The sequence below is a fragment of the Gemmiger sp. genome (assembly GCF_036306485.1).
In the GTDB taxonomy this organism is placed as follows: Bacteria; Bacillota; Clostridia; order Oscillospirales; family Ruminococcaceae; genus Gemmiger.
This window is the reverse complement of record NZ_JAXJZK010000051.1, coordinates 99,823-111,892: the sequence shown is the minus strand read 5'-3', so window position 1 is coordinate 111,892 and position 12,070 is coordinate 99,823. Positions and strand designations below refer to the sequence as shown.

Sequence of the window (12,070 nt, the reverse complement as noted above, 5' to 3'; positions counted from 1 at the left end):
CCGGAAACAAGCAGGCCGTTACCTGAAAACGGGTAGCGGCCTGAAAAAGGTTTTGTAATGAAGATCAGGCAAGCGCCTCTTCGATTGCCGTGTCAATCTCGGAATAATCCGGACCGTTGATGCCGGAGATCACCATGACCACAATGTTGTCCTTGACAACAATGCGGCAGTCCTGCGCCTTGGCCACCTTGTCGGCAAACTCGGCGTACAGCGTGCTGCTCATGGACTCCTTGTAGGCTTCCAGCTCGGATTTGACGGTATCGACGGTCCCGCTCTTGGCCTGAGCGGCAAAGACCAGCGCGCAGTCTGCCTGATCGTTGGTCACATCCCCCTTGTAGGCGAGGATGTTATCCGGCGTCAGACCCATCTCATTCTCGAGCGAGAAATCATCAATGGCCCGGGCGTTGGGAACCTCATTGACCGCCTCGATCGAGGACACAATGGCATCCAGCTTGGCCTGATCGGGAACATCCGACTCGGACGAGGAAGAGCTGTTGCCGCAGGCGGTCAGCAGCACCGTCATGCAGGCGGCGATGGCAACCAGAAAAACAGTCGTAAAGAAACGATACGTTTTTTTCATTTTTTTCTCCTTTTGAATCCATATCAGAATCCCTGAAAACAGGGACACACAGTTTGCAGCTTATACTTTTATTAGAATACACGATTCCGGCCTTTTTTTCAAGTAGGCGACACAGAAAACTCACAGGATTTCCACGGGTTTGTTCCTTGACATTTGCGGGGTCGAGTCCTACACTTAATCCCGTAAACACTTCCCGAAACAAGAAGGAGGAACACCATTGCGTAATGCCAAAACCAGGGAGATCGCGCTGACCGGAATGCTGTTTGCCCTGTCCATGGCCCTGTCGTTTTTTGAATCGACGCTGACGCCGCTGCTGGGCCTGATGCCGGCCATGAAACTGGGACTGTCCAACATTGTGGTCATGTATGCGGTCCTGTTTCTGCGCAAACGATCGGCACTCTGCCTTGTGGTCCTGAAAGCTGCTTTTGCACTTCTGACCCGCGGCGTGACGGCCGGATTCCTGTCTTTGTGCGGAGGCACGCTCTCTTTCGTGATCTTCTGCCTGCTGCTGGCACTGCCGTTCCCCGTGACCGGCTACATCTTTTCAGTCAGCGGTGCTCTGGCTCACAATATCGGCCAACTGATGGGCGCGGCAGTGCTGCTTTCCAGCGCGCTTTCACTCGCCTATGCTCCGATCCTGTTGATAGTTGGTCTTATTGTTGGCTCATTGACCTATCTGGTGTCTCATGCTCTATTCCCGGCAATGGAACGTGTTTTCCCACAGAATGCCACCAAAAGGAACTTCATAAAATTTTAAGACATGATCTTAAAATTTTCCATTGAAATCTATTGACAAGCACACGGGAGTGCGCTATAATAAGGCCGTAACGCAGGACAGAAACAGGTTCCTGCGGGTAAAATAAAAATGATTCGGAGGTATCTCATTATGACGAAATATGTTTGCACTGTCTGCGGCTATGTTGCTGAAGGTTCCATCCCTGAATTCTGCCCCGTCTGCAAGGCGCCGGCTTCCAAGTTCATCGAGCAGAAGGAAAACACCTATGTGACCGAGCACGTTGTCGGTATCGCCAAGACCGCTCCCGAGGAGATCATCCAGGGCCTGCGCGAGAACTTCAACGGTGAGTGCAGCGAAGTCGGCATGTACCTGGCCATGAGCCGCGTTGCCGACCGTGAGGGTTATCCCGAGATCGCCGAAGCCTGGAAGCGCTATGCTTTCGAAGAGGCTGAGCATGCTTCCAAGTTTGCGGAGCTGCTGGGCGAAGTCCTGACCGACAGCACCAAGAAGAACCTGCAGATGCGTGTGGACGCCGAGTGCGGCGCCTGCGCCGGCAAGATGGACCTGGCCCGCAAGGCGAAGGCCCTGGATCTGGATGCGATCCATGACACCGTTCATGAGATGGCGAAGGATGAGGCCCGCCATGGCCGTGGCATGCAGGGCCTGCTGGACCGCTACTTCAAGTAATTCGGCAGCGTAACTGACCCTTCGGAGGCTCGGGATTTCCCGGGCCTCTTTTCTTTTGGCTTGGCCCCACTCAGCGCTCCTGCCCGCTTTTGCAGGCGAAGAACCGGCCCTGGCGGTCACAGGCCGCATAAAAGGCGTCCTCGATTTTGGGAATGCCGTTCTGGCGGAGCTGCCCTTCCAGCCAGTCGCGGCTGCGTCCGCTGGACTTGAGATGCTCTTCCATGAGGTTGCCGTCAATGACAAGATCATACCACAGGGAAACAGGATCGGGACTCAGGTTGAGATCACTGCAGCAGGCCGGACGGGCGTTGCTTCTGGGCAGAAAACTGATCTGTCCGTTGGTCTCGAGAACGGCACTTTCAATTTCATTCAGGTCGTAGTACCCTGCGGCCCGGGCCTGCGCCAGGAATTCGTTGAGGTCGATTTTGGAGCGTGCCAGTTCGGTACGGCGGATGGTTCCGTCTTCCATCAGGACGATCGCTCGTCCCGACAGGAACAGCCGCGCCGCCATGCTCTTGTAGGCTGCGAAATGGACCAGACAGGCCGCCACGCCGTAGATGGTCATTGCCGTCAGGGGACGATACCATTGCTCGAGATTGGTCGCCATTTCGGCGGCGATGGAACCGATGGTAATGCTGTTCACATAGTCAAACAGGCTCATCTGGGCGATCTGCCGTTTGCCGCCCAGGCGCGTGAGCAAAAACAGCGCCACCAGGGAGGCGACGCTGGCCAGCGTCACGGACAGGAGCTCCTGCAAAATCTGCATTCCGTGCATCTTCCTCTCGTTTTCGGATTTCGGTTTTCTATATTTTGTCTGTTTTGTAATATCTTATACGAGACACTTGCTATTTGCAGTGAAAACAGATAAAATATACAATGTATTTTTGTAACCGTTGGAGGAACAGCGGGTGAAAAGAATCTTCATTATCAATCCGGTTGCGGGCAAACGGGATGCCGGCAGCTGGCTGATTTCCCGGATCCGCTGTGCCGCCGAAACACTGGGGGAGCCGGAACCCGAGATCATTGTCACGCAGCACGCCGGCCATGCCGCGGAGGTAGCCCGACGCTGGGCAGCGCAGCCCGAACCGGTTGCCCTGTATGCCTGCGGAGGGGACGGTACTCTGAATGAAGTCATTCAGGGCGCCGCAAACCATCCCCAGGTGGCGGTGGGGTGTGTCCCGTGCGGCAGCGGAAACGATTATGTACGCAATTTCGGCACCGAAGAGGAAAGTCCCTTCCTGGACATGCAGGCTCAGCTGCGGGCCGGTACGGCCCGGGTGGACCTTCTGGAAACGTCACTCGGCCTGGGCGTAGATATCTGCGCCGCCGGGCTGGACGCTCAGGTTGCCTACGGAATCCCGAAATACCGCCGTTTGCCGGGATGCGGCGGTACCATGGCCTACACGCTTTCCATTGTGGAGACGATGTTCCGGCATTTTGGACACGCTCTTCGCGTAACATTGGACGGCAAGACGGAAAACGGCACCTACATGATGGCCGCGCTCTGCAACGGACGGTTTTACGGCGGAGGCTATATGGCAGCGCCGTATGCCTTGATGGATGACGGGGTACTGGACGTGGTTCTGGTCAAACCCGTTCCGCGGCTCAGAATTGCTTCACTGCTGGCACAGTACAAGAGCGGAGCACATCTGCAGCCGGATGGAACGGTCTCGGAAGCACTCCGCCCGTACATGACATTCTGCCGCGCCAGAGAGGTGCGGATGGAGGTGCTGGACTCCCGTCCACTCATCGCAACGGTGGACGGAGAATGTGCCCCTGTCAGGCAGCTCTTCGCCAGAACGCTCCCGGGCGCACTGACCGTCCTGCTGCCCCAAACCATACTGCACGCCGCCGGCATATCGGCCGGCGTTTACCCAATTCATACCGGATGTTCACAAACCCGGAGTATGTGACAGAAAACGGAACTGCGGCCGGATCGGCCCGGGGAAAGGAATCTCTATGTCAGAACCGAAAGTTCGGGTCCGTGTGGCCCACAATGTTGTTCATCTGCCGGTGGTCGCGCTGCGCGGCCTGGTGGTGTTCCCGAACAACGTCGTTCATTTCGAGGTGGGACGTGCCAAGTCCATCGCTGCCATTGAGGCGGCCATGCACGGCAACAGCAATATTTTCCTCGTGGCCCAGAAGGATATGGATACCGAGGAACCGACGCAGAAGGACCTGTATACCTTCGGCGTGATTGCCGAGATCAAGCAGGTGCTGCGCGTCTCGGAGGAACTCGTCAAAGTCCTGGTGGAGGGCAAGACCCGCGCCAAGCTGCTGGAGCTGGACACCACCGGCAAGTTCCTGCAGGCGGAAGTGCGCAGCGCTCCGGTGCGGGGAATTTCGGCGGATAAGCGCACCCAGACCGAAGCGCTGGTCCGCAGCCTCAAGGACTGCTTTGAGGAATACCTCTCCTACAGCCCGCAGATTTCCAAGGATGTTGTCTACAACATTGTTTCCTCGGACAGCCCGCTCTATCTGAGCGAGTACATGCCGGCCAACCTGCTGTTCAAGTATGAGGACAAACAGACCATCCTCAACGAGAGCACGCTGCTCGGCCGTCTGGAGAAGCTGCTTGTGCTGCTTCATCAGGAATGTGATGTGCTTTCCATCGAGAAGGAACTCGATGACAAGGTCAATGTCCAGATGGACAAAAACCAGCGGGATTATTATCTGCGCGAGCAGATGCACATCATCAGCGAAGAACTCGGCGATGTGGATGATACCCGTGCCGAAGCCGAGGAATATGCTGCCAAGATCAAGGCACTGCACCTGGAGTCGGACAGCGAGACAAAACTGCTGAAGGAATGTGACCGGCTCAGCAAGATGGCCGGCAATCAGGCTGAGATCAGCGTGATCCGGACGTTTTTGGACACGGTCATTGCGCTGCCCTGGCACATCACGACCGAGGACGATCTGGACCAGGCCCACGCACGCAAGGTGCTGGACCGTGACCACTACGGCCTGGAAAAGGTCAAGGAACGCATCCTGGAAATTCTGGCCGTCCGCAAGCTCAATACCGATGTCAAGGGGCAGATCATCTGTCTCGTCGGCCCTCCGGGCGTCGGCAAGACCTCCATTGCCCGTTCGGTGGCGGAGTGCATGAACCGGAAATTCGCCCGGATGAGCCTGGGCGGTGTACATGACGAGGCGGAAATCCGCGGCCATCGGCGCACCTATATCGGTGCTATGCCGGGCCGCATCATCAGTGCGGTGAATTCCGCCAAGTCTTCCAACCCGGTCATCCTGCTGGATGAGATTGATAAGCTGTCCGGTGATTACCGCGGCGATCCTTCCAGTGCGCTGCTCGAGGTACTGGACCCCGAACAGAACAAGTCTTTCAAGGACAACTATCTGGATGTTCCCTTCGATCTGAGCGAAGTGCTCTTCATCACCACGGCCAATGACGCTTCCCGGATTCCCGGCCCGCTGTATGACCGCATGGATGTGATTGAGCTTCCGAGCTATACCCGCGTTGAAAAATACAACATTGCCAAAAAGCATCTGCTGCCCAAACAGCTGAAGAACAACGGTCTGGAAGGCCGTGTGACCTTCTCTCCGGCGGCGATTTATGAGATCATTGACGGTTATACCCGGGAAGCCGGCGTCCGTACGCTTGAGCGTACCATCACGGCGGTCTTGCGCAAGTGCGCCCAGAAGATTGCAGCCGGCGAGACCGAAAAGATTTCGGTCAGTGCTACGATGGTCAAGAGCCTTCTCGGTCCCGAAAAGGTCAAACCGACCTTTATCTCCCGCACCGATTCGGTGGGCATTGCCAACGGTCTGGCGTGGACCAGCGTCGGCGGCGAGATGCTGCCGGTGGAAGTCTCTGTCATTCCCAACGGTTCCGGCAAGGTGGAACTGACCGGCAGCCTGGGCGATGTGATGAAGGAGAGCGCTCAGCTGGCAGTTACCTATGCGCGTGTCCATGCCGAAACCTACGGCATTGCTCCCGAGCAGTTCAAGAATACCGATATCCATATCCATGCCCCGGAAGGTGCAGTCCCCAAGGACGGCCCCTCTGCCGGCGTGACGCTGACCACGGCGCTGATCTCGGCCCTTTCCGGGTATCCGGTCCGTCATAATCTGGCGATGACCGGCGAGATTACGCTGCACGGAAATGTGCTGCCCATCGGCGGACTGAAAGAAAAGAGCATGGCCGCTTTCCGGGAAGGCATCTCGACGGTGCTGATTCCCAAAGACAACGAGTCTGACCTGTACGAGGTGGATGAGGAGGTCAAGAAGGCCGTTCGCTTTGTGCCGGTGTCTGACCTGTCCCAGGTGCTGAAAGCAGCCTTGCTGCTGCCGCCGGCCCGCACGGCAGGGCGCACCGCACATGCGGTGCCGCAGGCCACCCAGCTCATCGCAACGGAGGAGAGCGCCGCCAAAGAACCCTCCACGGTGATGTGAGGTGAATCTGCATGAACTACAATCGCAGTGAATTTCAGGCCTCCTACGGCCTTTCCAGCCAGCTGCCCGAGAGTGACCGCCCCGAATTTGTCTTTTCGGGACGGTCCAACGTGGGCAAATCCAGCCTGATCAACCGGCTGTGCAACCGGAAGAACCTGGCCCGCGTCAGTGCGACGCCGGGAAAAACGGCGACCATCAACTTTTATCGCGTGGATACCGCATATTTCGTGGATCTGCCCGGTTACGGATACGCCAAGGTTTCCAATGCGGACAGAGAACGCTGGGATGAACTGATCAACAGTTATTTTGAAACGCCGCGCGCCATGACGGTTCTGGTCCAGCTGCTGGACTGCCGTCATGCGCCCAGCGCCGACGATGTGCAGATGCTGGAATATCTGCACTATCACAAGATTCCGTTTGTTGTGGCACTGACCAAGGCGGATAAACTGAAAAAATCCGAGCAGGCTGCGGCGGAGGAATCTTTCCGCACGCGCTGTGCTCCTTACGGCTGCCGCGAGGTTTTCCTGACCAGTGCGGAAAAGGGAACGGGCATCGAGGAACTTCGGAAGTATCTCGAAGAATGCCTGACGACGGAGCAGTGAGCCATGGCCTATCATGAATTTGCCTATTTTTACGATGAATTCAATGGCGCAGCCGATTATGACGCGCTGTTCGTCTATGTGACCAATCAGCTCAGGGAGCATGGCATCCGGGACGGCATCCTGGCCGACCTGGGCTGCGGCACCGGGGAACTGACCCTGATGCTGGCGCAGGCCGGTTATGATGTGATCGGCATTGATCTGTCGGAGGAGATGCTCAGCGTTCTGCGGGAAAAGGCCGAGGAGCTGGGCATGACAGGCCGTGTTCTGCTGCTTTGCCAGGACCTGGTACAGCTCGATCTGTACGGGACCATCCGGGCGGCGGTGTCTACCTTCGACACCTTCAATCATATCGGACCGCTCGAAAATTTTGAAAAAGCCATTCGGAAAGCTGCCTTTTTCATGGAAAAGGGCGGCGTATTTGTGTTTGATCTGAATACACCCTATAAACACCGGACGCTTCTGGGCGACCAGACTTATACCTTTGAGGAGGACGATGCGGTCTGCCGCTGGTCCAATCATTATGATGCCGCGACCGGGCGAGTGGATCTGAGCGTTGCAATCCACTATAAGGAGACAGGGGAGGACTTTCTGGAAGAGTTTTCGGAGTATTCCTATCCGCTGCAGACCGTGACGGCATTGCTGGAAAAATACGGGTTCTCGGTTGCCAGGGTGGCAGACGGGGAAGACTTCGGTGCTGTCCGGGACGACAGCCCGCGCTGGATTATTACGGCGGTCAAGCAATATACACAGGAGGAAAAACAGAGCGATGAGTGAGAAGAAGGCAAACTTCCTTCGCGGAATTTCGGAAAACGGAGGAATTGTTTTTTACGGGATTGATTCCACCGATCTGGTGCGGGAGATGGAGCGCCTGCACAAAACCAGTGCGGTGGTTACGGCTGCGCTGGGGCGCCTGCTGACGGGCACGGCCATGATGGGGCAGATGCTCAAGGGAAATACCGACTCCATTACACTGCAGATCAAAGGAGGCGGCCCTGTGGGGCGTCTGCTCGCCGTTTCCGATGCGCAGGGAAACGTGAAGGGGTATGTGGAAAATCCCGTTGTAGAGCTTCCCTCGCGGGCTGACGGCCATCTGAATGTCGGCGCGGCAGTCGGAACGGACGGAACACTCGATGTGATCCGGGATCTTGGCATGCGGGAACCCTATGTCGGGCAGGTGCCGCTGACTTCCGGTGAAATTGCCGAGGACATCACCAGTTACTTTGCCGTCAGTGAACAGACGCCCACGGTCTGTGCGCTCGGAGTTCTCGTCAATGAGGATCTGAGCGTCCGCTGCGCCGGCGGATTCATTGTACAGCTTCTGCCCGGTGCCACGGAGGAGGAGATCACCCATCTGGAAAAGAACATCCAGGCCATGCCGGCGGTGACGTCCATGCTGCAGGACGGCAAGACCATCGAGGATATCCTGCAGCTGGCACTGGCCGGCTTTGCACCGGAGACTCTGGACACGGCACGGGTGGACTACCATTGCGACTGCAGCCTGGAACGTGTGGAACGGACCATCCGCAGCCTTGGAAAATCCGAGGTGGAAAAATTGCGGGATGAAGATCCCATGGCGGAAGTGAACTGCCAGTTCTGCGGCAAACAATACCGTGTGGACCTCAATGATCTGCTTAGAAATTGGCCTTCAAACGATGAAAAATAAAAAAGTCAAATTTTTTTGAAAAAAATGAAGAAAAACGCTTGACTTTTTGCGGCAGATGCAGTAGAATAACACCTGTCGCCCGGAGAGATCGCGACAAGCTAAGCTCTCCAATATGCGGCCGTAGCTCATCTGGTAGAGCGCCACCTTGCCAAGGTGGAGGTAGCGAGTTCGAGCCTCGTCGGCCGCTCCAATTTGGGAGTTTAGCTCAGCTGGGAGAGCATCTGCCTTACAAGCAGAGGGTCAGCGGTTCGAGTCCGTTAACTCCCACCATGTGGCCCGGTAGTTCAGTTGGTTAGAACGCTAGCCTGTCACGCTAGAGGTCGTCAGTTCGAGCCTGATCCGGGTCGCCATATGCCTCTGTAGCTCAGTCGGTAGAGCAGGGGACTGAAAATCCCCGTGTCATTGGTTCGATTCCGATCGGAGGCACCACTTCTTTTGCAGCTTCTTCTGAAGAAACTGCAACATGCGGCCGTAGCTCATCTGGTAGAGCGCCACCTTGCCAAGGTGGAGGTAGCGAGTTCGAGCCTCGTCGGCCGCTCCAACAAGCAGTGGAAACCGGCTCCGTAAAGCCGGTTTTTCACTCATTATGGTGACGTGGCCAAGTGGTAAGGCAAGGGTCTGCAAAACCCTCATTCGGCAGTTCAAATCTGCCCGTCACCTCCAAAAGAACGGCTGAAACCTTTCAGCCGTTCTTTTTTGTGTGTATTAAGTTTGTCAGACAAGGGGCTGAGAGTATTCCCTTGCCGGGAAATCTTTTATCAGAAAGCCGGAGGCTGTCGCAGAAGGACAGTCTCCGGCTTTCTCTGTTCCGGATGCTTTTTGGGCATCAAAAAAGCGGCCTCGCAGGAGGCCGCCGGAAAGGCTTGTATTTTGAACGGAATCACTGAGCCGAATCCTGTTCCATCTCTTCAAGTTCCTGCATCCACAGCGCGTTGCAGGCGTCGCTCGGCATGCGCCAGTCGGCACGGGGACTCAGCGTGACGGAACCCACCTTGGGACCGTCGGGCAGGCAGCTGCGCTTGAACTGCTGTGCGAAGAAGCGGCGGTAGAAATTGCGGAGCCAGCCAAAGAGCACCGAGGGTTCGTAGCGTCCGCGGAAGGCAGTCAGCGCAAGATGGTAGATCTTGGCGGGACCGAACCCGAAACGCAGCACATAGTACAGATAAAAGTCGTGAAGCTCGTAGGGACCGACCAGCTTCTCGGTCTGCTGGCTGAAGGACCCGTCCGCTGCGGCGGGCAGAAGTTCGGGGCTGACAGGGGTGTCCAGAATATCCAGCAGGACGCTGCGCAGCGAGTCTTCCCCGCAGGTATCGGCCACATACTTCACAATATGGCGCACCAGCGTCTTGGGCACTCCGGCGTTGACGCCGTACATGCTCATATGATCGCCGTTGTAGGTGGCCCAGCCCAGTGCCAGCTCACTGAGATCCCCTGTGCCGATGACGAATCCGCCGTTCTTGTTGGCATAGTCCATCAGCTCCAGCGTCCGGACACGGGCCTGGCAGTTTTCAAATGTCACATCGTACGTCTCGGCGGGCTGACCGATATCGATAAAATGGCTTTCCACCGTGTGGGTGATGTTGATCTCGGTAAAGGTGACGCCGAGGGCCTCACAGAGAATTTCTGCATTGGAGCGTGTGCGGTGGGTGGTGCCGAAGCAGGGCATGGTGATGGCCACAATGTCCTTGGGGCTGCGTCCCAGTACCTTGCAGGCGCGCACAGCGACCAGCAGGGCCAGGCAGGAGTCCAGGCCGCCGGAGATTCCCAGCACCGCACAGCGGGCGTGGGTGTGCTCCATACGCTTGGCAAGGCCCTCTGCCTGGATGCGCAGGATCAGCTCGCAACGTTCCTCGCGGGCGGCGTTGTCCTGCGGGACAAACGGCGTGGGGGAGATCGCCCGCGTAAGAGGCACGTCCACAAGGCTCAGATCGAACCCAATGGTGGTATAGCCGTCGGTCTGCGGAAGGAAGGTGGTGTTCCGGATGCGCTCCTGTTCCATCCGCCCCAGGTCCAGTTCCGAGACCGCGGTGCCGCTCTCAAACGGGCCGGACTCTGCCAGCAGGATGCCGTTCTCCGCAACCAGATTGTGGGCGGCAAAGGTCATATCGGTGGTGCTTTCCCCGTGCCCGGCATCGGCATAGAGATACCCGCACAGCAGCCGGGCACTCTGGCCGCAGACCAGATCCCGCCGGTACGAAGCTTTTCCGACGGTCTCATCACTGGCAGAAAGATTGGCAATCACGGTCGCTCCGGCCAGGGCATGGCCGCAGCTGGGCGGAATCGGTGCCCAGAGGTCTTCGCAGATTTCGACGCCCAGCACGAAGGACGGCATCTGCCGGCAGGAGAAGAGCAGCCGGGTCCCGAAAAGGGTTTTCTGGCCGGCCAGCTCGCAGGCAACCGCGTTCTCGGGCCCCGGGATGAAATGCCGCTTTTCATAGAACTCTCCGTAGTTGGGCAGATGGGTTTTGGGAACAAGACCCAGCAGCCTGCCTTCACAGACCACGGCCGCGCAGTTGTAAAGCTTGCCGCCCATCCGGACCGGCAGGCCGACCAGAACAACCAGATTGAGGCCTTTGCTGGCCTCGAGAATCCTGGCAAGACCCTGTTCCGCGCCGCGCAGCAGCGTTTCCTGCAGGAACAGATCACTGCAGGTATAGCCGGTCAGACAGAATTCCGGCAGACACAGCAGCTGAACGCTCTGTGCTGCGCAATCCTGCATGGTGCGAATGATTTCCTCGGTATTGTACGAGACGTCTGCTACGCGCAGCTTTGGGGAAACCGCTGCCGCACGGAGAAAACCGTATTTCATTGTTATCCCATCCTTCATGAGGGTATTTTTTTTATCATACCACAAACCCGGCCGCCCCTTCAAGAAGCCGAGACAGCAAAAAAGCGCCTTTCCCGAGGGAAAGACGCTAGGAACCAATCAGGACAGTTCAAAAGCCTGCTGCAGGGCACTGAGCGCAGCATCTTCATCCTGCTGGCGGATCAGCACCGAGATGTCCAGATCACTGGTTGTGATCAGAATTACTTCCACGCCAACGGCGGCAAGAGCACGCATGGCCCGCGCAGCCACGCCGCAGCTGGTGACCATCTCCTCACCGAACAGATTGACCTTGGAGAAGCCGCCGGAAATCATGGGCGGATTGTCCTTGGCTGCTTCGGGAAGGGCTTTCATGACGGCGGAGAAGTTGGAATAGCTTGTGGTGAAGCTGACATCCACCCGGTCACTGTGGGGCGCGCTCTGGCAGATCATGTCCACCACGATGCCCGCTTTGGCAAATACATCCAGACAATCCGCCAGTTTTCCGGCACTGTACTGGATGCTGGGAAACGTCGTCAGCATGATGTTCTGTTCACTGGAAATTTTGGATACGCCGTACATGAAAATT

11 protein-coding genes and 6 tRNA genes are annotated in these 12,070 nt (G+C 57.1%); 13 read left to right on the top strand and 4 right to left on the bottom strand.

Translation table 11 applies throughout. From position 1 onward, the window contains the following. Nucleotides 1-64: 64 nt before the first annotated feature. A complete protein-coding gene (locus U0L91_RS11160) occupies nucleotides 65-580 on the bottom strand; it encodes a DUF4358 domain-containing protein (protein ID WP_330046968.1) in 516 nt (171 codons plus the stop codon). 217 nt (nucleotides 581-797) lie between these two features. Between U0L91_RS11160 and U0L91_RS11155 the strand changes: the two genes are divergently transcribed. Both U0L91_RS11155 and U0L91_RS11150 read left to right on the top strand, forming a co-directional pair. Beyond that, the gene (locus U0L91_RS11155; protein ID WP_330046966.1) at nucleotides 798-1,337 is read left to right on the top strand and encodes a Gx transporter family protein; all 540 of its coding nucleotides are present in this window, start codon (nucleotides 798-800) and stop codon (nucleotides 1,335-1,337) included. A gap of 129 nt (nucleotides 1,338-1,466) precedes the next feature. Beyond that, a complete protein-coding gene (locus U0L91_RS11150; protein WP_330046964.1) occupies nucleotides 1,467-2,003 on the top strand; it encodes a ferritin family protein in 537 nt (178 codons plus the stop codon). Between the two features lie 70 nt (nucleotides 2,004-2,073). On the opposite strand, the gene U0L91_RS11145 is transcribed toward U0L91_RS11150, so the two are convergent. Continuing rightward, nucleotides 2,074-2,769 carry a DUF421 domain-containing protein gene (locus U0L91_RS11145; RefSeq protein WP_330046962.1) on the bottom strand — a complete coding sequence of 232 codons (696 nt, stop codon included), beginning with the start codon at nucleotides 2,767-2,769 and terminating at the stop codon, nucleotides 2,074-2,076. 142 nt (nucleotides 2,770-2,911) lie between these two features. Here U0L91_RS11145 and U0L91_RS11140 point away from each other — a divergent pair, with 142 nt between their 5' ends. The 11 genes from U0L91_RS11140 to U0L91_RS11090 all read left to right on the top strand — a co-directional run bounded on the left by U0L91_RS11140 (nucleotide 2,912) and on the right by U0L91_RS11090 (nucleotide 9,341). Then, a complete protein-coding gene (locus U0L91_RS11140) occupies nucleotides 2,912-3,916 on the top strand; it encodes a diacylglycerol/lipid kinase family protein (RefSeq protein WP_330046960.1) in 1,005 nt (334 codons plus the stop codon). 46 nt (nucleotides 3,917-3,962) lie between these two features. Further along, entirely contained in the window at nucleotides 3,963-6,413 is a 2,451-nt protein-coding gene (gene lon / locus U0L91_RS11135; protein ID WP_330046958.1) for an endopeptidase La, read from the top strand. An 11-nt stretch (nucleotides 6,414-6,424) separates the two neighbouring features. Then, the gene (gene yihA / locus U0L91_RS11130) at nucleotides 6,425-7,015 is read left to right on the top strand and encodes a ribosome biogenesis GTP-binding protein YihA/YsxC (RefSeq protein ID WP_330046957.1); all 591 of its coding nucleotides are present in this window, start codon (nucleotides 6,425-6,427) and stop codon (nucleotides 7,013-7,015) included. 3 nt (nucleotides 7,016-7,018) lie between these two features. Beyond that, nucleotides 7,019-7,789, top strand: coding sequence for a class I SAM-dependent DNA methyltransferase (locus U0L91_RS11125; RefSeq protein ID WP_330046955.1), 771 nt, complete (start codon nucleotides 7,019-7,021; stop codon nucleotides 7,787-7,789). After that, entirely contained in the window at nucleotides 7,782-8,678 is an 897-nt protein-coding gene (gene hslO, locus U0L91_RS11120) for an Hsp33 family molecular chaperone HslO (RefSeq protein ID WP_330046953.1), read from the top strand. Before U0L91_RS11125 ends, hslO begins: the two co-directional genes overlap by 8 nt. Before the next feature lie 114 nt (nucleotides 8,679-8,792). Continuing rightward, nucleotides 8,793-8,868, top strand: a tRNA-Gly gene (locus U0L91_RS11115). A 4-nt stretch (nucleotides 8,869-8,872) separates the two neighbouring features. Further along, a tRNA-Val gene (locus tag U0L91_RS11110) sits at nucleotides 8,873-8,948 on the top strand. Between the two features lie 3 nt (nucleotides 8,949-8,951). After that, nucleotides 8,952-9,028, top strand: a tRNA-Asp gene (locus U0L91_RS11105). 3 nt (nucleotides 9,029-9,031) lie between these two features. Then, nucleotides 9,032-9,107 (top strand) — tRNA-Phe (locus U0L91_RS11100). A 36-nt stretch (nucleotides 9,108-9,143) separates the two neighbouring features. Next, nucleotides 9,144-9,219, top strand: a tRNA-Gly gene (locus U0L91_RS11095). 47 nt (nucleotides 9,220-9,266) lie between these two features. After that, a tRNA-Cys gene (locus tag U0L91_RS11090) sits at nucleotides 9,267-9,341 on the top strand. 217 nt (nucleotides 9,342-9,558) lie between these two features. Here the strand turns inward: U0L91_RS11090 and U0L91_RS11085 are convergent. Continuing rightward, nucleotides 9,559-11,487: an NAD(+) synthase gene (locus U0L91_RS11085; protein WP_330046951.1), complete on the bottom strand. Its 1,929-nt coding sequence runs from the start codon at nucleotides 11,485-11,487 to the stop codon at nucleotides 9,559-9,561. 117 nt (nucleotides 11,488-11,604) lie between these two features. Beyond that, nucleotides 11,605-12,063, bottom strand: coding sequence for an ACT domain-containing protein (locus U0L91_RS11080; RefSeq protein WP_330046949.1), 459 nt, complete (start codon nucleotides 12,061-12,063; stop codon nucleotides 11,605-11,607). Nucleotides 12,064-12,070: the final 7 nt, after the last annotated feature.